This window comes from Nocardioides sp. CFH 31398, from assembly GCF_022436705.1.
In the GTDB taxonomy this organism is placed as follows: Bacteria; Actinomycetota; Actinomycetes; order Propionibacteriales; family Nocardioidaceae; genus Nocardioides.
The window spans coordinates 1-21,103 of record NZ_JAKUHT010000020.1; the positions used below are offsets into that span (position 1 = coordinate 1).

Consider the following 21,103-nt stretch of genomic DNA (forward strand, 5'->3'; position numbering starts at 1 on the left):
GCTCGGGGTGACCCCGGCGATGGCCGAGCCCGGGGGCGGGCGGCCGGCCGACGCGCCGCCGCAGAGGCCCGGCGCCGCGGGCTGGCTGGCGGGCGACCACCACATCCACACGCAGTACAGCTCCGACGCTCGGTACACGGTCCTCGACCAGGCGCAGCACGGCGCGGCGTACGGCCTCGACTGGCTGGTGATCACCGACCACGGCGGCGCGACCCACGCCCGGATCGGCGTCGACCTCGTCAACCCGGACATCCGCGACGCCCGAGCGAAGCTGCCCGGCACCCTGATCTTCCAGGGGCTCGAGTGGAACATCCCCTCGGCCGAGCACGGCACCGTGTTCGTCACGCCGGGCCGCAACGAGGTCGCCGTCCTCAAGCAGTTCGAGAACGACTACGACGGCAGCGTCAACAACGCCTCGTCGTCCAGCCCCGCCAACGAGCGGCTGGCGGTGGCCGGCGTCCAGTGGCTCGGTCAGCAGATGGACCGCAAGCGCGTCCAGGAGGCGCTGTTCCTGGCCAACCACCCGGCGCGCAACGGCATCGACTCGCCGCACGAGATCCGCGCCTGGCGCGACGCCGACCCGCGCGTCGCCGTCGGCTTCGAGGGCGCCCCCGGCCACCAGGCCGCCGGCCTGCCCGAGGGCTACGGTCCGGCGTCCAACCGCGGCTACTACGGCAACAGCCCGAACCCGAACTCCTTCCCCGACTACCCGGCGGAGTCGTACCGCACCTGGGGCGGCTTCGACTGGATGACCGCCACCGTCGGGGGGCTGTGGGACAGCCTGCTGTCCGAGGGCAAGCCCTGGACCATCAGCGCCAACTCCGACTCCCACGTGAACTGGAGCGACACCTCGCGGCGCCCCGACGGCTCGAGCACCGAGCAGTTCAACCGCGACGGCCGGTACGGCGACCCCGTGTACGCCGGGCAGGTCAACCTGTCCGCCGGCGACTTCTGGCCCGGGTTCTACTCCCGCACCCACGTGGGCGCCGCGAAGCGCGGGTACGCCGCGGTGATGCAGGGCATCCGCGCGGGCCAGGTGTGGGTCGACCACGGCCAGCTCGTCGAGCAGGTCGAGGTCCTCGTGCGGCCGAAGGGTCGCCGCGGGCAGGGCGTCACCCTCGGCGGCACCCTGCAGGTGAAGCGGGGGACGCCGGTCGAGGTCGTCGTCCGGATCACCCCCGCGCAGCGCCCGAACTGGGCCCAGTTCACGCCGAGCCTCAACCGGGTCGACCTGGTCCGCGGTGCGGTCGACCCGCGTCCGGCGCGCGCGGACCGCGACCTGTTCACCGCCCCCGACACCCGCGTCGTCCAGCGGTGGGACACTTCGGGCCGCCGCCAGCGGTTCGAGCTGACCCGTGACCTGGGCCGCGTGGAGGACCCGTTCTACGTGCGTCTGCGCGGCACCGACGGCAACGTCTCCCAGGTGGGCTACCTCGGCGCCGACGTCGACGCCGAGGGCCCGCGTCTGGACCCGGCGGGCGACGCCGACCCGTGGACGGACCTGTGGTTCTACACGAACCCGGTGTTCGTGGTCCCGACCCGGTGACCGGGCCGGTGACCGGCTCGGTGACCGGGCCGGTGCGACCCGCATGACGGTCCTGGTGCTGGACGGCGGGTGGGCCGACCTCGCCTCCGCCGACCACGCCGCGCTCGTCCTGACCGACGGCGTGCCCGCCACCGTCGCCACCCACGTGGTGGCGACGGAGGCTGGGCGGAGGGTCCTGCTGGCCACGGACGCCGACGTCGGCCGGCACCTGGGCCGGGTGCCGGAGGCGGTCGTGGTCGACGCCCCGGACGTGGCCCGGGCCCACGCGGCGCGCACGTCCGGCCGGCTGGTGGTCTTCCGCGGCTCCGACGCCGTCACGGGCCGGCCCACGGCGGCGCAGGTGGTGGCGCGCAGCGAGGTCGAGGCCGTGGTCGGTCTCGCGGGCACGCCGGTCACCGACGAGACCGAGCTCGACCTCGGCGACTTCGTCCGCCCCACCTGGCGGGCGGGCCGGTGCGAGCTGCTCGTGCAGGCCGGGCCGGCCGGGCCCCGCCCGTTCGAGGTCCGCGAGCAGATCCGCTGCTGCGTCGACCACTGACATCCCCGAAATGGGTGCTTGTCGGGAGGTGATCTGGGGCACAGACTGGCCGAGAGGTGATCGCATGAGTCGTGAGCTCACGTTCGACGGTGTCCCGGTCCTGTCCCGCGGCCGGCACCGCTCCCCGCGCAAGGGCGCCTGCTTCATGGAGATGGCGTCCTACCTGGCCGGGGAGAAGTGGTCCGACCACCCGGCGTGCACGCACCCGTTGCTCGCGCAGCTGGCGCGGATGGTCAACGACCACACCTCGGACGCCGAACGCTCCGCCCTGGCGCCGATGATCCCGTCGGTGGTGGGCGTCGGCGGCGGGTTGCGCGGCGGGAGCGAGACCGAGGTCCGCTGGGCCGTCGGGTTCGTGGTGGCCGTGGCCGGCCACACGCTCCGCGAGATCCCCGAGGTCATGCAGCGCGCGGTCGCCACCGGGCTGATCCGCTGCGAGCAGCTCGCGGCGACCCTGTCGGAGCCGGTCCCGGGGATCGAGGACCTGCGCGAGATCCTCGCCGGGGTCCCCCGCGCCGAGTCGTGGGCCCGGGCCTTCAGCGTCGACCGGCGGATCACGCACAAGGCGTTCACCCGCCACGCGGCGCCGTCCATGGTCTCCTGCGCGGTCGACGGCACGGTCGCCCACGCCTCGAACGCCGCCGACGCGCGCCTGCGCGACCTGCTGGAGGTCGGCATCGAGGCCGCGCACCGCCTCGACGACCTCCTCGCGCCGCCGCCCGTCGTGGTTGCGGCCCCCGCGCCGCCGACGACCCTCAGGGCCCCCTCGGGTGCCCTTCTAGGATCGCGGCATGGCGAAGCAGAAGCCGGGTCGCGGTAAGCAGCGGAGCAAGGAGCAGCAGGCCGCCCGCCGCGAGGCGCGGCAGGCCGAGCGCCAGCGCCTCGCCGAGCAGAAGGCGGAGCGCGAGCGCGCCCGTCGGCGCCGCCGCGTGCTGGTGCAGGTCGGCACCGCCGTCGGCATCCTCGTCCTCGTCGGCGGCCTGGTCGCCTTCTTCACGCTGCGTGAGTCGTCGTCCGACATCACCGCGGAGGGTCCTCCGGGCACCGACGACGAGGGCGCGATCGTGACCGGCTCCGACGACGCACCCGTGGAGGTCGAGGTCATCTCCGACTTCGGGTGCCCCGCCTGCGCCAACTTCGAGTCGGCCACCGCGCAGGCGCTCTCGACGTACGTCGAGCAGGACCAGGTCCGGCTGCGCTACCGGTTGGTCTCCGCGATCGACCGCACCTCGCCGAACGAGTTCTCCCGCCGCTCCATCGCGGCCTCCGGGTGCGTGCTGGAGCAGGAGGACCCGCAGGTGTGGAACGACTTCAAGGCGTCCGTGTACGCCGGCCAGCCGCCGGAGGGCGAGGACGGGCTGTCCGACACCCAACTGATCGGGCTCGCCACCGCCGCGGGCGCCGACGAGGCCGACGTGACCGAGTGCATCGACGAGGGCCGCTGGCTCGACTGGGCCGACGCGGTCGACGACCAGGCCGCCGGCGACTACAGCGCCACCCCCACGATCTTCGTGGACGGCGAGCGCGTCCCCGACGCCAGCCCGGCCGCGGCGACCGCCGCGATCGACGCGGCCCTGGCGCAGGGCTGAGGGCCGGGGGAGCCGATGAGCGCGACCGTGCACGACCAGGCCCGCGACGGGACCGACGGGGCCGACGGGCCCGACGTCCTCGACGAGGGCGCACGCCTCGGCTGGCCGCGCGGCCTGTCGGTCGCGCTCGTCGTCCTCGGCCTCGTCGGCCTCGCGGGGGCGTTCACCCTCGCGGTGGAGAAGTACCGGCTGCTGGAGGACCCCTCCGCCCCGCTCTCCTGCGACCTGAACCCGATCCTGTCGTGCGGCTCGGTGATGGACACGTGGCAGGCCGAGCTCCTCGGCTTCCCCAACCCCCTCATCGGCGTCGTGTCCTTCTCGGCGCTGGTCACGATCGGGGTGCTGTCGTTCGCCGTCGCCCTGCCCCGCTGGGTCCACGGCGGGCTCGTGGTCGGGACCGGCCTCGGCCTGGTGTTCATCCACTGGCTGGCGTTCCAGTCCGCCTTCCGCATCGGCGCCCTCTGCCCCTGGTGCATGGTCGTGTGGGCCGCCGTCATCCCGCTGTTCGTGTGGACGACGTCCTCCTGGGCCGCCGGCCGCGACGGCACCCTCGGCCGCCTCGGGGAGACCGCCTGGTTCTGGCGCTACCTCCTCGTCATGGTCTGGTACGCCGCCTTCGTCACCGTCGCGCTCGTCCAGTTCTGGGACTACTGGCGCACGCTGCTCTGAGGCGTTCTCCGTGGTGTGGCTGGGTCGTGGCGGGCCTGGGGGCGTGGGGGTTTCACCAGCCGGCTGGTGAAACCCCGACCTGGCCCCCGGAACTTCGGGGGGCCAGGCACGCCATCGTGCGCCACGCCCGCCCGACGGGGGCTTGTCCCGGCCGCTCAGCCGGCGCGGAGAAGGGCCTGACGGGCGAACGCCTCGCGGATGCGCTGGACGAGCAGGTTCGGACGGTCGAGGTCGGACCAGACGACGCGGACGACGAGGAAGCCGGTGAGCTCGCGGATCCGGTCCTCCCGCTGCTTCTCGGCGAAGACGACGTCGCCCGGCGTCAGTCCGGGTGCGACGTGGCGCTGGTACTTGAAGCGCCCGTCGAACTCCAGGATGACGCCGAGCTCGGGCCAGGCCATGTCGCACCGCCCGATCAGCGTGTCACCGGCGCGGACCTCGTACTGCAGGACGGGGTCCGGGAGTCCCGCGCACTTGAGGAGCCAACGCAGGCGGGACTCGCCGACGGACTCCCCGCCGGGGCTCGCCATCCGCGCGAGCAGCTGCAGAGGGAGCGTGTCCGGCCAGTGCCGCTTGGCGGCGATCTCGGCGCGCAGGTCGGCCGGCGAGCACAACCCCTGGTGGAGCAGGGAGTCCAGGACCACCAGCCCGCTCTCACCGGAGCCCAACGTGGCGGTCTCGACGGCGCACCGCACCGGCGACAGCACCGGCCGGCCGCGCACGACGGTGACCTCCTCGGGTCCGACCGCGCCGCGGTGGTGCACGAGGTGGTTGTTGCGGCGGCCGGTCGCACCGTCGAGGCGGGTGACATGGGCGCTGCTGAGGTCGAGACCCCAGACCCCGAGCCCGTGGTTCAGCGATCCGGTGACGTGGCTGAGCGCGACGGCGTCCCGGAGCTGGTGGAGTGCGGCGTCAGCCCGCAGGAGGTGCCGACCTTCCGCGCCCAGCGCGCTCCAGCGGGCTGCGTCCGTGTAGTAGCCGTGGCAGAACCGCACCCACACCCGGGCACGGACGCCCGCCGTCAGCGTGGCGTCGGACGTGCCGGCGTCCAGCGCCTCGGCGCGCGAGAAGAACCCACGCTCGGCCAGCAGGTGTTCGAGGATGCCCATGACGAGGACCCTGCAGCGGCACGGACGGTCCCCGCAGGCTCCGTCGCCGCGGCTGTGCAGGGGCGACACCGGCCCGCGGTTGTGGACGGTTCCGGGCCCGGCGACGTTGGTGCTCGGGGGTTTCACCAGCCGACCCGTGACGTGCCGACCTGGCCCCCGGAGCTTCGTCAGCCAGGTCGGGGTTTCGCCAGCCGGCTGGTGAAACCTGAGGCAGGCGGTGCCCCTGCGACCCCGGCAGGGCCGGAGCGCGCGGCGGGCGACGAGGCGGGCCTCGCGCGGGGCGGGGGCGGCGCCTACGATCGCGCGGGTGAGCCCGGGCCACGCCTCCGCACCGCTGCGGGTCGAGCGCGCCCTGAGCGCGGGCCTGCTGTGCGGGCCCGGGGGCGCGGCGGCGCACGTGCTCGCCGGGGGGACGCCGCCCACCGCGACCGCGCTGCTGCTCGTCACCGCCGCCGCGCTCGCGGGGGCGGGGCTGGCGTCCGCCCGCCGTCTCGGACCGGTGGCGCTCCTCGGCCTGGCCGGGGCCGCCCAGCTCGTCTTCCACCACGCGTTCGGTCCTGCGCCGGCCGGTGGGCACGCCATGCACGGCGGGTCGATGGCCACCCCGGTGGGCGGGGAGGCGTCGATGGTCCTCGCCCACGTCGTCGTGGCGGTGCTGGTGGCGACGGTCGCGGGCGGCCTCGAGGCCTCGTGGTGGGCGATCGTCCGCGCGGGCCTGCTGCGCCTGCTCCCGCACCTCCCGGCGCAGCCCGTCGCCCTGCCCGTCGTCGGCAGGCTGCCGGGCGTCACGGAGCCCGCGTGCGCCGTCCCGACCTCGGTGGACGCCCCCGAGGTCGTCGGGCCCCGGGGTCCACCGGTGCGGCGCGGCCCCGCCGCGACCACCGCCCCCCTCTGCGCCTGAGCGGCCGACGTCCCTCCTGACGACCGGCCGCCGGCCGTCGTCCGCGCGCGCTCCGCCCACCGGCGGGCCCGCGCTCCCGGAAGGAACCCCGCATGGCCCTGTCCACCCCCCAGAGCACGAGCTCCGAGGACCCCACCACCGGGAGGCCCCCGACCCGGCGGGCCTCCACCCTGCGCCCGCTGCTGCTGCGCCTGCACTTCTACGCCGCCCTGCTCGTGGCGCCGTTCGTGCTCGTCGCCGCCGTCACCGGCGGCCTGTACGCCGTCGCCACCCCGCTCGAGCGCGTCGTGCACGCCGACGAGCTGACCGCCACGTCCTCCGGCCCCGCGCTGCCGATCGAGCAGCAGGTGGCCGCCGCCCGCGCCGAGGTGGGCGACGACCTGCCGCTCGTCTCGGTCCGACCCGCCGCTCCCGACGAGGGCGGCGTCGGCGAGACCACCCGCGTGATGTTCGACGACGGCCGCACCGACGCCTCCCGCACGCTCGCCGTGTTCGTCGACCCCGCCTCCGGCGACGTCACCGGCCGCCTGACCTCGTACGGCGGGTCGGGGTCGCTGCCGGTCCGCACCTGGCTGAGCGAGCTGCACCGCAACCTCCACCTCGGCGAGCCCGGCCGGCTCTACAGCGAGCTGGCCGCGTCCTGGCTCGGTGTGGTGGCGCTCGCCGGGCTGCTGCTGTGGTGGACCGGCCCCCGCCGCACCCGCCGCCTCACCCCGCTGCGTCGCTCCGAGACCCGCTCCGCCCGCCGCCGGACCCTGTCCTGGCACGGCTCCCTCGGCACCTGGGCGCTGCTCGGCATGCTCATGCTGTCCGTGACCGGCCTGACCTGGTCGACGTACGCCGGCGCGAACGTCACCGACCTGCGCCTCGGCCTCGGCTGGGGCACCCCGGCCGTCACCAGCGACCTCGCCGCCGACGGCGACGGCGGCGGCGCCGACCACTCCGGGCACGGCGGCCACGACGCCGCCGCGGAGCCGGAGACGCTCGCGGACGGCCCGGGGGTCGGGTTCGACGGGGCGGTCGAGGCCGCCGCGGGCGCGGGGTTGTCCGGCCCGCTCCAGGTCACCCAGCCGGTCGGGGCGGCCGGCACGTACGTCGTCTCCGAGATCGACGACGTGTGGCCCACCCGCTCCGACGTGGTGGCGGTCGACCCCGCCGACGGCGCGGTCACCGACGTCGTCCGCTTCGCCGACTGGCCGCTCATGGCCAAGCTCGCGAGCTGGGGCATCGACCTCCACATGGGGGTGCTGTTCGGCCTCGTCAGCCAGGTGGCGCTCCTGCTCCTGGCGGCGGCGATCGTGGCCATGACGGTGACCGGCTACCGCCTGTGGTGGCAGCGCCGACCCACCCGCGCCGCGGGCCGGTCGATGGGTCGCGCACCGCGCCGCGGCGCCTGGCGCGCGGCCTCGCCGGCGGCGCTGGTCGGCGTCGCCGTGGTCGCCGTCGCGGTCGGGTGGTTCGTCCCGCTGCTCGGGGTCAGCCTGCTCGCGTTCCTCCTGCTGGACGTCGTGCTCGGGCTGCGCTCCGCCCGCCCGGCTACCGTGGAGGACGCCCCCGTCCAGACCCTCGAGGAGAGCCGATGACCCGCCGTGCCGCGACCGCTGTGGCCGGACTGCTGACCGCGACCCTGCTGCTCGCCGGGTGCGGGCAGGAGGAGAACGCCAGCGACCTCAACCCCGACGACAACCCCGCGGGCGAGAGCTCGACGGACTCGTCCGACATGGGCTCGATGGACATGAGCTCCGTCAACGACCCGGACGCCACGCCGGCGTACGACCTGCCCGACGCCGTCGAGGGCGACTTCCAGGTCCTCGACTCCGCCCCGCCCGGCTCCGAGGGCGTCACCGGGCAGGCCTGGCTCGCCCAGGGCGGCGAGCAGGGCGGCACCACCGTCAGCGTCGAGCTCGACGGCCTGGAGGCCGGGTCGACGTACATGGCCCACCTGCACGCCGAGCCGTGCGGCACCGACGAGGGCGGCCCGCACTTCCAGTTCGAGGAGGGCGGCGCGGAGACCCCGCCGAACGAGGTCCACCTCGCGCTCGAGGCCGACGACGAGGGCGTCGCCACGGCGACGGCCACCAACGACCAGGAGGTCGGGGACGGCGCGAGGTCGATCGTCGTCCACCCGACCGACCTGCCCGACAACCGCCTCGTGTGCGCGGACTTCTGAGGTCGGCCGCCGGGTTCGCGGCGGCGGGGGTGCTGACCCTCGCCGTCGCGGCCCCGGCGTCCGCGCACTCCGACCTCGAGGACGCCTCGCCCGGCCCCGGGGACGACGTCGCCACCGGGAGCACCACGGTCCACCTGCTGTTCGGCGAGGGCGTCGAGGACGACGACGAGGCGAACCAGGTGACCCTCGAGGGCCCGGACGGCGACGCCGTCGCGGTCGGCGCGGTGTCCGTCGTCGACGACGGGATGGGCGTCTGCGTCGCCACCGACGCGCTGGAGCCCGGCGAGCACACCCTCGACTGGCGGGTGATGTCCGTCGACGGCCACCTCGTCCAGAGCCGCTACGCCTTCGAGGTCTCCGACGGCGGCGAGCCCGCCGACGGGGCCGCCTGCGAGGGCGCCGACCTGGCCGCCCCCGAGGCGGCCGACGCCGGCGGCATCCCGACCCCCGTCCTCGCGGGCGGCGGCGCGGTCCTCCTGGCCGCCGCGGTGGGGGCCTTCGTCTGGCGGGTCCGCAGCGACCGCCGCCCGGGTGCCGGGGAGGGCGACACCCCGGCGTAGCGTCGGATCAGTGCCGCTGCGCTCCGTCCTCGCCGACACCCGGCCGCTGTCGGTGCCGGCCTTCCGCCGGCTGTGGGTCGCGAACATCGTCACGGTCGTCGGCGCCCAGCTGACCGTCGTCGCGGTGCCCGCGCAGATCTACGCGATGACCGGCTCCTCGGCGTACGTCGGGCTGACCGGCGTGTTCGGCCTCGTCCCGCTCGTGGTGTTCGGGCTGTGGGGCGGCGCGCTCGCGGACTGGATGGACCGCCGCACCCTGCTCGTGATCACCACCACCGGGCTGATCGCCACCTCGGCGCTGTTCTGGCTCCAGGCGGTCCTGGGCCTCGAGCAGGTGTGGCTGCTGCTCGGGCTCTTCTCGCTGCAGCAGGCGTTCTTCGCGGTCAACCAGCCGGCGCGCAGCGCGATCATCCCCAAGCTGCTGCCCGACCACCTGATCCCGGCCGCGAGCTCGCTGAACACCACGGTCATGCAGGGCGGGGCGATCGCCGGCCCGCTGGTCGGTGGGGCGCTGATCCCGCTGCTCGGGTTCTCGTGGCTCTACCTGGTCGACACCCTCACCCTCCTCGCGACCCTGGCGGCCGTGGTCTCCCTGCCGGCGCTGCCGCCGACGGGCGCCACCTCGGTGCCGGGGATCCGGTCGGTCGTCGAGGGCTTCGCCTACCTGCGGACCCAGCCGGTGCTGCTGATGAGCTTCGTCGTCGACATCATCGCCATGGTCTTCGGGATGCCCCGCGCGCTGTTCCCCGAGATCGCCGACACCTCGTTCGGCGGGCCGGGGGAGGGCGGCCTCGCGTTCGCGCTGCTGTTCGCGGCCATCCCCGCCGGCGCGGTCCTGGGCGGGGTCTTCTCGGGGTGGGTCTCGCGGGTGGCGCGCCAGGGCCTCGCGGTGGTGGTCGCGATCTGCGTGTGGGGGGCGGCGATGGCGGCGTTCGGGCTGTCCGTCGGCCTCGCCGGAGGGTCCGCGCTGCCGATGCTGCCCTTCGCCGTCGCGGCCCTGGTGGTCGGCGGCGCCGCCGACATGGTCTCCTCGGTCTTCCGCAACACGATGCTGCTGACCGCCGCGGACGACGCCGTCCGCGGTCGCCTGCAGGGGGTGTTCATCGTGGTCGTCGCCGGCGGACCCCGGGTGGCGGACGTCGCGCACGGCGCGAGCGCGGCGGTGGTGGGCACGGCGGTCGCCGCGGCCGGCGGGGGGCTGCTCGTCATCGTGGGCACGGTGGCCGCGGCCCTGCTGGTGCCCGCCTTCGTCCGCTACCGGGTGACGCCGCGCCCGCCGGCGTCCTCCGTATAGAAATCCGCAGGGTGGAGACCGGGATCGTCACCACCTGCACACCGTGTGCGGGAGAGGGAGGGTCACCATGTTGCGCAACATCCTCGGACGGGTCACCGGAGCGGCTCGTCGACCGGCCGCCGGCAGGCCCGCACCGACGGCGGGCACCCGCCGTCCCGTCGGCGGCACCGCCAGCCCCGACGCCGAGATCGCCCGCGGGGCGAAGAGCGTCCTCGGCGGGCTCATGCGCAAGCGTCGCCGCTGAGCGCTGTCGCGGGGCGGGTCCTCCGCGGGGTCACTGGATCCCGCGGAGGGCCTGCTCGTCGTCCACCCGCTTCTTGACCCGCTTCATGCCGGGCAGGCGGGCGAGCATCTCGTTCAGCTCCTTGCTCACGCCGAGCAGGTCGTGGATGTCGGGGGCGACCGTCCCCATGCTGTTCAGCATCGGGATCACCTGCTCGTCGAGCTCCTTCACCAGCACCGGCAGCCGGTCGACCAGCGTCACCAGGGCCGTGACCTCCTCGGGGGACGTGGTGTCGGCCAGCCGCTCGATCACCGGCTGCAGCTTGTCGAGCGACGGCTGGAAGACGTCGAGCAGCTCCTGCAGCCGCTCCAGGGTCGGGCCGGTCCCCCCGAGCAGCAGGTCCGCGTTGCGGCGGGTCTCGTCGACCCGCGCCACCACCCCGTCCGCCGCCACCCGGGTGGCCTCGATGCGCTCCAGCAAGGCGCTGACGTCGCGCAGCATCAGCTCGACGGCGTCCAGCAGCCGGGTCAGCCGGGGGACCGCGTCGAGGACCTCGAACACCGCGTTCCTCACCCGCTCCGCGAACGACACGACCGCCTGCGGACCGGGGATGACCAACGACATCGCCCCACCGTAGTGGCGCACGCCAGCCCCGCGCCCCGTTACCGACGGGTACGACGGGGCCGTGGGTCGCCTCGGCCGCGTCAGGCCACCAGCACCGGGGACGGCGCGCGGCCGACGCCGGCGCCGGGCGCGGGGTCGGCGAGGGTCTCGGCCCAGGCGGTGGCGAGGCGCTCGACGGCGTCCGTCATCACCGCGGGGGTCTGGGTGAAGGGCAGGCGGACGTAGCGGTCGAGGCCACCCTCCGGGGCGAAGGCCGGCCCGGGGGCCAGCAGGACGCCGTGCTCGCGGGCGCGCACGGTGAGCGCGGTCGACAGCGGGGCGGGCAGCCGGCACCACAGGCAGAGGCCGCCGCCCGGCGGCGTGAGGGTCCAGTCGGGCAGGTGCGTCGCGATCGCCGCCAGCGCGGCGTCGCGGGCCGCGCGCAGGCCCTCGCGCCGGGCCCCCAGCAGGCCGTCGCCGGCGGCGAGCAGGTCGGCGGAGACGAGCTGCTCCAGCACCGGTGCGCCGAGGTCGAGGGCGAGGCGCTCCGCGAGGACGCCGGCGAGACGGCTCTCGGGCAGCCGCAGCCAGCCCACCCGCAGGCCGCCCCAGTAGGGCTTGCTGATGCTGCCCACGCTGATCGTGTCGGGCGCGTGCGCCGCGAACGGCAGCGGCATCGCCTGGCCCTCCAGCGGCAGCGCGACCATGGACTCGTCGACGATGGCCGTGGTGCCCGTGCGGCGCAGGGTCGCCGCCACCCGCTCGCGGGCCGCGTCGTCGCGCAGCACACCGGTGGGGTTGTGGAAGTCGGGGATCAGGTAGGCCACGCGCGGCAGCACCTGGCGCAGCGTGGTCGCGAGCCCGTCGGTGTCGCTGCCGTCGTCCAGGACGTCGCTGCCCAGCACCCGCCCGCCCGCGCGGGCGAGGGTGGCGATGGCGTTGGGGTAGGTCGGGCTCTCGACGACGACCCGGTCCCCGGGCCCCAGGAGCGAGCGGGCCGTGAGCGCCACCCCGGCCTGGGCGCCGGCGACCACGACGACCTGTCCGGGGTCGGTCGGCAGCCCGCGCCGCGCGTAGCCCTCGGCCACCGCCTGACGGAGCACCGCCATGCCCGAGGGGTAGTAGCCGGTGCCGCCCAGGTGGGCGGGCAGGGCCTCCACCCCACGGCGGTACGCCTCGTGCACCTCGGGCGGGGGCGCGGGGGCGGCGCAGGTCAGGTCGACGACGTCGCCGGTGCCGGTCCCCTCGGGCCCGTCGGGGTCCACCCCGGGCGACAGCAGGTGGTCGCCGCGGTGCCCGCGGCCCGGCGGGAGCTGCGCGACGCTGCCGGACCCCTGGCGCGACACGAGGTACCCGCTGTCGCGCAGCGCGGCGTACGCGCGGGCGACGGTGGTGCGGCTGACGCCCAGGGCGGCGACGAGGTCGCGCTCGCTCGGCAGGCGGGTCCCGGTCGGGACCCGTCCCTCGTCGACGAGCGCCCGGACGCCGTCGGCCAGTCCGGCGTACGCCGGGTCCCGGCCGAAGTCGCCGAGCAGGGACGCCAGGCGGGCGGCGTGGACGGTGCGGGCCATGCAGGCCACTTCACCACGATTGGCCCTTCACCGCCACCCACGGGGGAGGCCACCCTGGACGACATGACCTCCCCGCGTGTCGCCCCCGCCCGGCTCGGGCCGGTGCAGCAGCTCCGGGCCGGACGGCTCGGACGCCGCCTCGGCCAGCTCGGCGTCGGCCTCGTCCTGTACGGCGCCAGCCTGGCCATGGTCATCCGCGCGACCCTCGGCAACGCCTCCTGGGACGTGCTGCACCAGGGGCTCGCGCGGCACCTCCCGATGTCGATCGGCACCGCGGTCGTCGCCGTCAGCCTGCTCGTGCTGCTGGCCTGGGTGCCGCTGCGGGAGGTCCCCGGCCTGGGCACCGTCGCGAACACGGTGGTCATCGGTCCGGCGGCCGACCTGACGCTGTTCCTCCTGCCGGCACCGGACGGCACGACCCTGCGCGTGCTGCTGCTCGTGGGCGGGGTGCTGCTCAACGCCGTCGCGACCGCCCTCTACATCGGCGCCCGGTTCGGGCCCGGGCCGCGGGACGGCCTGATGACCGGCCTGCACCGCCGCACCGGGCTGCCGGTGGGCCTCGTCCGCACCGGGCTCGAGGTGTCCGTCGTCGCCGTCGGGTTCGTCCTCGGCGGGGTCGTCGGGCTCGGCACGGTGCTCTACGCCCTCGCCATCGGCCCGCTCACCCAGTGGCTCCTGCCGTGGGCCACGGTGTCCCTGGACGTCGACCACGAGGCCGCCCGCGCGGGGTGCGAGGTCCGGTAGCGTCGCCGCATGACCGCCTCCGGTGTGCACCCCGACCTGGCCGTGGACGCCGAGGAGCTCACGCGCAAGCTCGCCTCCCGCGACGTGGTCGGCGTGACCATCGGGTGGGTCGACAACAACGGCATCGTCCGCACCCGCACCGTGCCGACCGCGGAGCTGCCCGCCGCCACCCGCCGCGGCGTCGGCAACACCACCGCCTTCGCGGTGTTCGACTCCCACGACGGCATCACCTTCGCCCACGAGGGCCTGGCGACGCCGTCGGGCGACGTCCGTCTGGTCCCCGTGGTCGACGGCCCGCTGGGCGTCACCGCGATGGCCGGGCAGCCCGGCTTCGCGTTCGTCGCGGGCCGCCAGCTCACCGGCGACGGCGAGCCGTGGGCCTACGACCAGCGCGCCGTCCTCGAGCGGCAGCTGGACCGCGCCGCCGACGCGGGCTTCGGGCTGGTGGCGGGCTTCGAGATGGAGATGGTCGTCTCCCACGAGGACGACCCGCTGGACCCCGACGGCGAGGTGCGTCCCGCGCACCGCGGCCCGGCGTACTCGGCGAACGCGATACGCGACGTCGGCGAGTTCTGCCGCACCCTGCTCGCCGACCTCGCCCACGACGGCGTCCGGGTCGGTCAGCTCCACGCCGAGTACGGCGGCTCGCAGGTCGAGATGGCGCTCGCGCCGCTGCCCGGGGTCGGGGCCGCCGACGCGCAGGTCCTCGCCCGCCAGACCGCCCACGCCGCCGCCCGGCAGCACGGCCTGCGCCTGAGCTTCGCGCCGGTCACGCTGATGGCGGGGGCCGGCAACGGCTGGCACCTGCACACCTCGCTCACGGCCGCCGACGGCAGCAACGCGCTGACCGGCGACGGCCCGCACGGCCTGTCGGAGGTCGGGCTGGGCTACGTCGCCGGACTGCTGGACGAGCTGCCGGGCGTCACCGCGGTCACGGCACCCAGCACCGGCTCGCTGCTGCGCCGCCGTCCCGGGTTCTGGGCCAGCGCCTACGGGTTCTGGGGCATCGAGAACCGCGAGGCGGCGCTGCGGCTCGTGCCCGCCAGCGCGCTGCTCGGACCGGGCGCCACCAACGTGGAGCTCAAGGCCAGCGACGCCTCCGCCAACCCCTACCTCTCCCTCGCGGTCGTGCTCGCCGCCGGCCTCGCCGGGGTCGAGGCCGGCGCGACCCCGCCCGACCCCATCGGCGAGGACGTCGGCACCTGGACCGCCGAGCAGCGGGAGGCCGCGGGGATCGCCCCGCTCGCCAGCACGGCGCAGCAGGCCCGCGAGGACCTCCTGGGCAGCGCGCTCGTCCGCGACGTGCTCGGCGACGACCTGCTGGGCGCCTTCGTGGCCTGCCGCGACGCCGACGCCGCCTGGGCCGCGCCCCGGCAGGTCGACGACGTGGTCGCGTCCCTGAGGTGGCAGTACTGACCGGCGTCCGGGACGACGCCGACGGCGCCCCCGACGACTCGGTCTGGGAGCGCCTCGAGCGCTGCACGGGGTCCGAGGAGGTCCTCGCGGTGCAGGCCGCCGGCCTGCCGCAGCCCGACCAGCTCTGCGGCCCCTTCGCGGCCCGCGCCGCCCTCCACGCGGTGCTGCCCGCGGAGCAGGTCCCGGACCTGCGGACCCTGGCCCTCGCGGCGGGGACCCACCTGTGGGGCGACGACGACCCGGCGTCCCGGCCCCCCGGCGTGCCGCAGCAGCCCTGGCGGACCGACGAGCAGGGGGGCGACCTGCCGGTCGCCGTCGACGCGCAGGACGCCGGCACGGACGCCGCCGGCCTCGCGACCGGCATCGTCCGTGCCACCCGGGGTGCCGTGGGGGTGGTGCCGGTCCGTCGCGACGACGCGGGCGCCTGGCCGGTCGGCATCGTCACCGGGCTGCTCGGCACCCTCGCCGCCGTGCCCTACCCGGTCGGCGTCGTCGCCAACGTCACCACCGGCCCGCTGACCGGCACCGGCTGGGACGTCGGCCACTTCGTCGTCCTCTGGGGCCTGGACCGCGAGACGGGCGCCGTCGCCGTGGCCGACTCCTACGCCGAGCTGACCGCGCGGGGCGCGCCTCCGGGCTGCCACCTGGTCCATCCCGCCGACCTCGCGGCCGCGCTGGGCGCCGGACCGGGTCGCGGCCTGCTCCTGCTCACCGACCCCGAGCACGCCGCCCTGCTGGCCGAGCGGTGCGTCGAGCACGGCCTGGTCCTCCGGACCTGGCGGGTCTGAGGCCCTCCCCGCCCCGGCGGCGTTACCTTGTGCGCCGAGACTCGTTCTCAAGCCGACGGACCCGGTGACTGGAGGAGGCGAGCGTGACCACGACCGAGGCACCCCGGCGCGACCGGCTGCGGCTCGGCCAGACGGAGCTCGTGCTCGGTGTGGTGCTGCTGGCGCTCGTGTCGCAACGGTGGCTCGTCCCGGCGCTCGACGACGAGGCCCTCGGGACCTGGGCAACGATGTTCGTCGCGATCGTCGTCCAGGCGGTGCCGTTCCTCGTCTTCGGCGTGCTGCTCGCGGCCGTCATCTCCCACCTCGTGACCGACCGGGCGCTCGAGCGGGTCGTGCCCGACCGGGCGGCGCTGGGCGTCCCCGCCGCCGGTCTCGCCGGGGTAGCGCTGCCGGGGTGCGAGTGCGCGTCGGTGCCGGTGTCGGCCAGCCTGATCCGCCGGGGCGTCGTCCCGGCCGTCGCGCTGACCTTCATGCTGGCCGCACCCGCCGTGAACCCCGTCGTGATCGTGGCGACGGCGGTGGCCTTCCCCGACCAGCCGCTCCTCGTCCTCGCCCGCTTCCTCGCCTCGCTGCTGACCGCCGTCCTCATCGGCTGGCTCTGGCTGTGGCGCGGGGGACGCGTCCCGATGCGGCTGCCCCGCGGCGGCGGCGAGCACGGGGGGAGCTTCCTCGGCTCGGTGCAGCACGACTTCCTGCACGCGGCCGGGTTCCTCGTCCTCGGCGCGGCCCTCGCCGCCGTCGTCAACACGTTCGTCTCGCGGGAGGTGCTCGACTCGGTCGCGGGGCAGGCGGTCGCCGGGATCGTCGCGATGGCGCTCTTCGCGTTCGTGGTCGCCATGTGCTCGGAGGCCGACGCCTTCGTGGCGGCGAGCCTGACGGCGTTCTCCGACACCGCGAAGCTCGTCTTCATGGTCGTGGGCCCCGCGATGGACATCAAGCTCGCCTCCATGCAGGCCGGCACCTTCGGCCGGGGCTTCGCCCTGGTCTTCGTGCCGCTGGTGGTCGTGGTCGCCACGGGCAGCGCCGTCCTGGTCGGGGGGTGGCTGCTGTGACGATGACCCGGACGACCCAGGCGCTCGTGCTCACCCTGGTCGGGGCGACCCTGGTCCGGCTGACGCTGACCGACGCCTACCTGCGCTACGTCAACGCCTGGATGCGCTGGCCGCTGCTGGCGAGCGGCGTGCTGCTCGTGGCCGTCGCGCTGGTCGTCGTCCTGCGGCAGCCCGCCGCGGCCGACGCGGACCACCCGCAGCACGGGGGTCACGAGCCCCACGAGCCCCACGAGGGCGGCGGGGGCCACGAGGACGACGAGCACGCGGGGCACGTGTCCCGCTCCGCCTGGCTGCTGCTCGCCCCGGTGCTGGTCGTGTTCACGATCAGCCCCCCGGCGCTCGGCGCCTACAGCGCGGAGCGGTCCGCGAACGAGCTCCCGGCGTCCGCCGCGGAGGGGGCGGAGCTTCCGCTCCCGCCGTCCGAGGGACCCCTGGAGATCGACGTGGTCGACTTCGTGGTGCGGGTGCAGTTCGACGAGGCCCGCTCCCTGATGGGTCGCGAGGTGTCCGTGGTCGGCTTCGTCAGCGGCGACGACGAGGGCAACTGGTACGTCACGCGGATGGACATGAACTGCTGCGCCGCGGACGCCGCCGCGAACCGGATCATGGTCACCGGCGCCGAGGCGCCGGAGCGGAACTCCTGGGTGCGCGTGACCGGCGAGTGGGACCCGCTGGACGGCGGCGAGCCGACGTCCACGATGGCCGCGAGCGACGTCGAGGCGGTCGAGGCCCCCCGCAATACCTACGGATAACGGTTTCCCGCTAGACCTCCGGCGGTAGGTTCTCGCTACCAGGGAGCGGAGGACCACCCATGACGGGTCAGGACGAGGGCGCGGACGACCGGGACACCCCCGGGGAACCCGCCCCGGAGGCTCCGCGCACCCCGCGGTCGCGCCGACGACGGGTGCTGAAGGCCGTCGGCATCACGACGCTGGTGCTCGCGCTGGTCGTCGGCACCGGGGCGTTCCTGCTGCTGCGGCAGCTGGACTCCAACATCACCACCAACGACGTCACCGACCAGCTGTCGAACCGGCCCGAGCGCGGCTACGAGGGGCCCGACGGGCCGCTGAACATCCTCGTGCTCGGCTCGGACGCCCGCGACGGCCAGGGCAACGACATCGACGGCCTCACCGGCGGCGGGGCCCGCGCCGACACCACGATCCTGCTGCACATCTCGGAGGACCGCGAGGACGTGTACGGCGTCAGCCTGCCCCGCGACGCCGTGGTCGACCGGCCCGACTGCGTGGACGACGACGGCAACGACGTCCCCGGGGAGAGCGCGGTGCTGTTCAACACGGCGTACGCGGTGGCCGGGGCGGGCTGCGTCCAGCAGACGGTGGAGCAGCTCACCGGGATCTTCGTCGACCACTACGTCGTCGTGGACTTCAACGGCTTCGGCGACATGGTCGACGCCGTCGACGGCGTCGAGGTCTGCGTGCCGGTCGAGGTCTCCGACCCGGACAAGCAGATCTTCCTCGACGCCGGCACCCAGACGCTCGACCGCGACCAGGCCCTCGACTACGTGCGCGAGCGCTACGTGCTCTCGCCGAACTCCGACATCGGCCGGATGAAGCGTCAGCAGGCCTTCGTCGCGTCGCTGGTCAACAAGGTCTCCTCGCGCGGGGTGCTCGCCCGGCCCGACCGGCTCTTCTCGTTCCTCGACGCGGCGACCAGCTCGCTGACCACCGACCCGGGCCTCGCGAGCACCCGCAAGCTCGTCGGCCTCGGGTTGCAGCTGGACGGCACCGGCCTGTCGGACATCCGGTTCACGACGGTGCCGATCGAGACCTACCCGCTCGACGACAACCTGCTGCAGTGGGGCCCCACGGCCGACGGGTTGTGGCGGGAGATCCGCCGCGACCAGCCGCTCGGCGCGGAGTACGCCGACGACGCCATCAGCGCCGAGGCTCCGGTGCCCGGCGGCTCGGGCGACACCGGTGGCGGCGGCAACGGCGGCGGCAACGGGGGTGGCGGTGGCGGCGGCGGTGGTGGCGGCGACGGAGGCGGCGACACCGGCCCGTCGCCGGAGGAGTTCGGCCTCTGCGGCTGAGGCCCCGGTGGCCCGACCAGCGGCACGAGAGGTGGTCGAGCGGGGAGCGAGCCCTGGCGAGCGAGCGCGTCGAGACCTCCGGCGACCGACGGGTCAGCCCAGCAGCAGGCCCCGCACGTACGCCGCCTGCCCGAGGTGCTGCGTCACGTCGCCGAGGACGCTGACGAGCCGGGTGCCGACGGTGACGGGCGGCTCCCAGTCCTCGTCGACGACCGTGTCGAGGGCGTCGGCGGTGAGCGTGGGGAGCCAGGCGGCGCTGCGGGCGGCCACGGCGTCGAGGTACTCCAGCAGCAGCCCGGACGGCGCGCGGACGGCGGCGACGTGCTCGTCGTCGTGGCCGTAGCCGATGTCGGTGACGGGCAGCGGGAGGTCCAGGCGCTCGGCGTACCCCTCGGCGGTGTGCACCTGCTCGGCGGCGACCGAGGACGGGTCGAGGACGCCGGCGACGCCCGCGACGTGGTCGTCCCAGACCCGGGCGGAGTGCCACAGCAGCCAGGCCACGGGGTTGCCCCGCCCCGCGCCGTCCGGCAGGGAGGGCCGCAGCACGAGCCGGTCGTCGTCCAGCCCGTCGGCGGCGCCGTGGGCGAGGTCGGGCAGGCGCCCGAAGGCGTCGGTCAGCAGGTCGGCCGGGGTCATCCGGCCAGCGTAGGCAGCCCGGGGTTCAGGCGATCCCGGCGGCGTCGAGCACCGCGCGCATGTGCGCGTCGAAGGCGCGGTCGAGGTCGACGAAGACGGCGGCGAGCTGGCCGGAGCCCTCGAGCACCAGGTGGCCGTGCAGGCCGGCGGACACCGTGACGAAGGCGAGCGCGGTGCGGGGGTCGAGGTCCTGCGCCGCGGCCAGGAGGCCGGGTCGCACGGCGGGGAGGGATCGCCCGGCGGCCGCGCCGGAGTCGAGGTCGACCTGGCCGCGCTCGGCCCCGTCGCGCAGGATGTCGATCAGGGGCCCGTTGAACCAGGTGACGCCCTGCGCCGCGACCGACTCGTCCATCAGCGCCCTCGCGGTCGGTCCGAGCAGCAGCGAGAACTCGACGGGGCGGGTCAGCGCCCAGTGGCGGTAGCCGCGGGCGTAGGCCAGCAGGCGGTCCCGGGTGCTGCTGTCGGCGGACGCCTGGCTGACGCCGGCCATGACCTCGTGGGCGTCGACCGCCATCTCGAAGAAGATGCGCCCGATCAGCTCGTCGCCGGTGCCGACGTGCTGCGCGACCTCGCGGATCCCGACCCCGGCGCGGCGGGCGACCGCGCGCAGCGACAGCTGGTGGCGCTGGCACAGCTCCGAGCGAGCGGCGGCGACCACCCGGGCGACCACCTCGAGCCGGGTCGCGGCACCCTCCTCGGGGACCGGGCGCACCTCGGGACCCGCCGAGGACGGGCGGGTGCGGGGGAGCTGCTGCTGCGACATGGTCACCTCCGGGTCGTTCCGTGCTCGGACCGTAGGACCGGGGCGACACCCACCGCAGGAGAATGCCGACTTCCGCGTCACACTGGGGCCGTGGTCGTCTGGCTCCAGCTCACGGTCGTCGCCCTGTCCCTGGCCGTCGCCGTCCTCGCCGGCGTCTACCTCGTGCCCGACCGTCGGCCCGACCGCTGGCTGCTCGGGCTGACCTGGCTGCTCGAGGTCGTCCTCGTCGTCCAGCTCGTGGTGGGGATCGCGCTGCTGGTCACGGAGTCCCCGGACATCTCCGTGGCCACCTTCGTCGGCTACCTCGTCGGGTGCCTGCTGCTGCCGCCCGTGGCGGCGTGGTGGGCCCGCGGCGAGCCGAGCCGCTCCGGCACGGCCGTCCTCGTCGTGCTCGGGGTGACCGTGCCGTTCCTCGTGCTGCGCATGCAGCAGGTCTGGGACCCGGCGTGGATCCTGTGAGCCGGCGCGGCACGGGCACGGGCCCGGGCCGGGTCCTCGTCGCGCTGTACGGCGTGTTCGCGGTCGCCGCGACCGGCCGCTCCGTCGTCCAGCTGTCGTTGCAGGCGTCCGAGGCGCCGTTCCCGTACGCGCTGAGCGCGCTCGCCGCCCTCGTGTACGTCGCCGCCACGGTCGGCCTCGCCGTCGACCGGCCGTGGTCGCGCCGGCTGGCGTGGACGGCGGTCGGGGTGGAGCTCGTCGGCGTCCTCGTCGTCGGGACGCTGAGCCTCGCCGACCCGGTGCTGTTCCCCGACGACACCGTGTGGTCGGGCTACGGGCGGGGCTACGGCTTCCTGCCGCTGGTGCTGCCGTTCCTCGGCCTCGCGTGGCTCCTGAGGACCCGACCGACGAAGGCCCGCCCCAGCCGCTAAGGTGAGCCTAAC

At 75.5% G+C, this 21,103-nt stretch carries 24 protein-coding genes; 19 read left to right on the forward strand and 5 right to left on the reverse strand.

The window, feature by feature from the left end; translation table 11 throughout:
• The 5 genes from MJ876_RS15140 to MJ876_RS15160 all read left to right on the forward strand — a co-directional run.
• Nucleotides 1-1,546 (forward strand): histidinol-phosphatase (locus MJ876_RS15140; RefSeq protein WP_240237502.1); only part of this gene is annotated, 1,546 nt, incomplete at its 5' end.
• A 43-nt stretch (nucleotides 1,547-1,589) separates the two neighbouring features.
• Nucleotides 1,590-2,084 carry a hypothetical protein gene (locus tag MJ876_RS15145; protein WP_240237504.1) on the forward strand — a complete coding sequence of 165 codons (495 nt, stop codon included), beginning with the start codon at nucleotides 1,590-1,592 and terminating at the stop codon, nucleotides 2,082-2,084.
• Nucleotides 2,085-2,148: 64 nt separating this feature from the next.
• A complete protein-coding gene (locus MJ876_RS15150; protein WP_240237506.1) occupies nucleotides 2,149-2,904 on the forward strand; it encodes a hypothetical protein in 756 nt (251 codons plus the stop codon).
• Nucleotides 2,876-3,673 carry a thioredoxin domain-containing protein gene (locus MJ876_RS15155; RefSeq protein ID WP_240237508.1) on the forward strand — a complete coding sequence of 266 codons (798 nt, stop codon included), beginning with the start codon at nucleotides 2,876-2,878 and terminating at the stop codon, nucleotides 3,671-3,673. The genes MJ876_RS15150 and MJ876_RS15155 overlap by 29 nt, the downstream gene beginning before the upstream one ends.
• Before the next feature lie 15 nt (nucleotides 3,674-3,688).
• Complete coding sequence (locus tag MJ876_RS15160) at nucleotides 3,689-4,342, forward strand: vitamin K epoxide reductase family protein (protein ID WP_240237510.1); 654 nt, start codon at nucleotides 3,689-3,691, stop codon at nucleotides 4,340-4,342.
• Nucleotides 4,343-4,497: 155 nt separating this feature from the next.
• Here the strand turns inward: MJ876_RS15160 and MJ876_RS15165 are convergent, their stop codons facing one another.
• A complete protein-coding gene (locus tag MJ876_RS15165; RefSeq protein WP_240237512.1) occupies nucleotides 4,498-5,451 on the reverse strand; it encodes a hypothetical protein in 954 nt (317 codons plus the stop codon).
• A 307-nt stretch (nucleotides 5,452-5,758) separates the two neighbouring features.
• Here MJ876_RS15165 and MJ876_RS15170 point away from each other — a divergent pair, with 307 nt between their 5' ends.
• From MJ876_RS15170 to MJ876_RS15195, 6 genes are all read left to right on the forward strand, one after another.
• On the forward strand, nucleotides 5,759-6,352 hold the full coding sequence (locus MJ876_RS15170) for a hypothetical protein (protein ID WP_240237514.1): 594 nt from the start codon (nucleotides 5,759-5,761) through the stop codon (nucleotides 6,350-6,352).
• A 92-nt stretch (nucleotides 6,353-6,444) separates the two neighbouring features.
• Complete coding sequence (locus MJ876_RS15175; RefSeq protein WP_240237516.1) at nucleotides 6,445-7,935, forward strand: PepSY domain-containing protein; 1,491 nt, start codon at nucleotides 6,445-6,447, stop codon at nucleotides 7,933-7,935.
• The gene (locus MJ876_RS15180; protein ID WP_240237518.1) at nucleotides 7,932-8,522 is read left to right on the forward strand and encodes a superoxide dismutase family protein; all 591 of its coding nucleotides are present in this window, start codon (nucleotides 7,932-7,934) and stop codon (nucleotides 8,520-8,522) included. Before MJ876_RS15175 ends, MJ876_RS15180 begins: the two co-directional genes overlap by 4 nt.
• Entirely contained in the window at nucleotides 8,507-9,082 is a 576-nt protein-coding gene (locus MJ876_RS15185) for a copper resistance protein CopC (RefSeq protein ID WP_240237520.1), read from the forward strand. Before MJ876_RS15180 ends, MJ876_RS15185 begins: the two co-directional genes overlap by 16 nt.
• Before the next feature lie 10 nt (nucleotides 9,083-9,092).
• Complete coding sequence (locus MJ876_RS15190; RefSeq protein ID WP_240237522.1) at nucleotides 9,093-10,376, forward strand: MFS transporter; 1,284 nt, start codon at nucleotides 9,093-9,095, stop codon at nucleotides 10,374-10,376.
• Nucleotides 10,377-10,443: 67 nt separating this feature from the next.
• Nucleotides 10,444-10,620, forward strand: a complete 177-nt coding sequence (locus MJ876_RS15195) for a hypothetical protein (RefSeq protein ID WP_240237524.1) — start codon at nucleotides 10,444-10,446, stop codon at nucleotides 10,618-10,620.
• A gap of 30 nt (nucleotides 10,621-10,650) precedes the next feature.
• Here MJ876_RS15195 and MJ876_RS15200 read toward each other — a convergent pair whose 3' ends face one another.
• Nucleotides 10,651-11,223, reverse strand: coding sequence for a hypothetical protein (locus MJ876_RS15200; RefSeq protein WP_240237526.1), 573 nt, complete (start codon nucleotides 11,221-11,223; stop codon nucleotides 10,651-10,653).
• 80 nt (nucleotides 11,224-11,303) lie between these two features.
• Nucleotides 11,304-12,773, reverse strand: a complete 1,470-nt coding sequence (locus MJ876_RS15205) for a PLP-dependent aminotransferase family protein (protein WP_240237529.1) — start codon at nucleotides 12,771-12,773, stop codon at nucleotides 11,304-11,306.
• A gap of 63 nt (nucleotides 12,774-12,836) precedes the next feature.
• On the opposite strand from MJ876_RS15205, the gene MJ876_RS15210 reads away from it, so the two are divergent.
• The 6 genes from MJ876_RS15210 (at nucleotide 12,837) to MJ876_RS15235 (ending at nucleotide 18,823) form a co-directional block, all read left to right on the forward strand.
• Nucleotides 12,837-13,517 carry a YitT family protein gene (locus MJ876_RS15210; protein ID WP_240237531.1) on the forward strand — a complete coding sequence of 227 codons (681 nt, stop codon included), beginning with the start codon at nucleotides 12,837-12,839 and terminating at the stop codon, nucleotides 13,515-13,517.
• Nucleotides 13,518-13,526: 9 nt separating this feature from the next.
• A complete protein-coding gene (locus tag MJ876_RS15215; protein WP_240237533.1) occupies nucleotides 13,527-14,933 on the forward strand; it encodes a glutamine synthetase family protein in 1,407 nt (468 codons plus the stop codon).
• On the forward strand, nucleotides 14,921-15,721 hold the full coding sequence (locus MJ876_RS15220; protein ID WP_240237535.1) for a hypothetical protein: 801 nt from the start codon (nucleotides 14,921-14,923) through the stop codon (nucleotides 15,719-15,721). Before MJ876_RS15215 ends, MJ876_RS15220 begins: the two co-directional genes overlap by 13 nt.
• Nucleotides 15,722-15,804: 83 nt before the next feature.
• Nucleotides 15,805-16,773, forward strand: coding sequence for a permease (locus MJ876_RS15225; RefSeq protein ID WP_240237537.1), 969 nt, complete (start codon nucleotides 15,805-15,807; stop codon nucleotides 16,771-16,773).
• Nucleotides 16,774-16,775: 2 nt separating this feature from the next.
• Nucleotides 16,776-17,525 carry a TIGR03943 family protein gene (locus MJ876_RS15230; protein ID WP_240237538.1) on the forward strand — a complete coding sequence of 250 codons (750 nt, stop codon included), beginning with the start codon at nucleotides 16,776-16,778 and terminating at the stop codon, nucleotides 17,523-17,525.
• 59 nt (nucleotides 17,526-17,584) lie between these two features.
• The gene (locus tag MJ876_RS15235; protein WP_240237539.1) at nucleotides 17,585-18,823 is read left to right on the forward strand and encodes an LCP family protein; all 1,239 of its coding nucleotides are present in this window, start codon (nucleotides 17,585-17,587) and stop codon (nucleotides 18,821-18,823) included.
• 93 nt (nucleotides 18,824-18,916) lie between these two features.
• Here MJ876_RS15235 and MJ876_RS15240 read toward each other — a convergent pair whose 3' ends face one another.
• Nucleotides 18,917-19,459, reverse strand: a complete 543-nt coding sequence (locus MJ876_RS15240; RefSeq protein WP_240237540.1) for a DUF664 domain-containing protein — start codon at nucleotides 19,457-19,459, stop codon at nucleotides 18,917-18,919.
• Between the two features lie 25 nt (nucleotides 19,460-19,484).
• Nucleotides 19,485-20,222 carry a TetR-like C-terminal domain-containing protein gene (locus MJ876_RS15245; protein ID WP_240237541.1) on the reverse strand — a complete coding sequence of 246 codons (738 nt, stop codon included), beginning with the start codon at nucleotides 20,220-20,222 and terminating at the stop codon, nucleotides 19,485-19,487.
• Between the two features lie 90 nt (nucleotides 20,223-20,312).
• Here MJ876_RS15245 and MJ876_RS15250 point away from each other — a divergent pair, with 90 nt between their 5' ends.
• Together MJ876_RS15250 and MJ876_RS15255 are read left to right on the forward strand one after the other, a co-directional pair.
• Nucleotides 20,313-20,681 (forward strand): hypothetical protein, encoded by a 369-nt coding sequence (locus MJ876_RS15250; protein WP_240237542.1) that lies wholly within the window; start codon nucleotides 20,313-20,315, stop codon nucleotides 20,679-20,681.
• Entirely contained in the window at nucleotides 20,669-21,091 is a 423-nt protein-coding gene (locus tag MJ876_RS15255; protein WP_240237543.1) for a hypothetical protein, read from the forward strand. Before MJ876_RS15250 ends, MJ876_RS15255 begins: the two co-directional genes overlap by 13 nt.
• Nucleotides 21,092-21,103: the final 12 nt, after the last annotated feature.

Excerpts from the sequence above, each read along its gene's own strand:
- MJ876_RS15145 (WP_240237504.1), top strand. The coding sequence starts at position 1,590 with ATGACGGTCCTGGTGCTGGACGGCGGGTGGGCCGACCTCGCCTCCGCC.
- MJ876_RS15150 (WP_240237506.1), top strand. The coding sequence starts at position 2,149 with ATGAGTCGTGAGCTCACGTTCGACGGTGTCCCGGTCCTGTCCCGCGGC.
- MJ876_RS15155 (WP_240237508.1), top strand. The coding sequence starts at position 2,876 with ATGGCGAAGCAGAAGCCGGGTCGCGGTAAGCAGCGGAGCAAGGAGCAG.
- MJ876_RS15160 (WP_240237510.1), top strand. The coding sequence starts at position 3,689 with ATGAGCGCGACCGTGCACGACCAGGCCCGCGACGGGACCGACGGGGCC.
- MJ876_RS15165 (WP_240237512.1), bottom strand. The coding sequence starts at position 5,451 with ATGGGCATCCTCGAACACCTGCTGGCCGAGCGTGGGTTCTTCTCGCGC.
- MJ876_RS15175 (WP_240237516.1), top strand. The coding sequence starts at position 6,445 with ATGGCCCTGTCCACCCCCCAGAGCACGAGCTCCGAGGACCCCACCACC.
- MJ876_RS15180 (WP_240237518.1), top strand. The coding sequence starts at position 7,932 with ATGACCCGCCGTGCCGCGACCGCTGTGGCCGGACTGCTGACCGCGACC.
- MJ876_RS15195 (WP_240237524.1), top strand. The coding sequence starts at position 10,444 with ATGTTGCGCAACATCCTCGGACGGGTCACCGGAGCGGCTCGTCGACCG.
- MJ876_RS15200 (WP_240237526.1), bottom strand. The coding sequence starts at position 11,223 with ATGTCGTTGGTCATCCCCGGTCCGCAGGCGGTCGTGTCGTTCGCGGAG.
- MJ876_RS15205 (WP_240237529.1), bottom strand. The coding sequence starts at position 12,773 with ATGGCCCGCACCGTCCACGCCGCCCGCCTGGCGTCCCTGCTCGGCGAC.
- MJ876_RS15210 (WP_240237531.1), top strand. The coding sequence starts at position 12,837 with ATGACCTCCCCGCGTGTCGCCCCCGCCCGGCTCGGGCCGGTGCAGCAG.
- MJ876_RS15215 (WP_240237533.1), top strand. The coding sequence starts at position 13,527 with ATGACCGCCTCCGGTGTGCACCCCGACCTGGCCGTGGACGCCGAGGAG.
- MJ876_RS15230 (WP_240237538.1), top strand. The coding sequence starts at position 16,776 with ATGACCCGGACGACCCAGGCGCTCGTGCTCACCCTGGTCGGGGCGACC.
- MJ876_RS15235 (WP_240237539.1), top strand. The coding sequence starts at position 17,585 with ATGACGGGTCAGGACGAGGGCGCGGACGACCGGGACACCCCCGGGGAA.
- MJ876_RS15240 (WP_240237540.1), bottom strand. The coding sequence starts at position 19,459 with ATGACCCCGGCCGACCTGCTGACCGACGCCTTCGGGCGCCTGCCCGAC.
- MJ876_RS15245 (WP_240237541.1), bottom strand. The coding sequence starts at position 20,222 with ATGTCGCAGCAGCAGCTCCCCCGCACCCGCCCGTCCTCGGCGGGTCCC.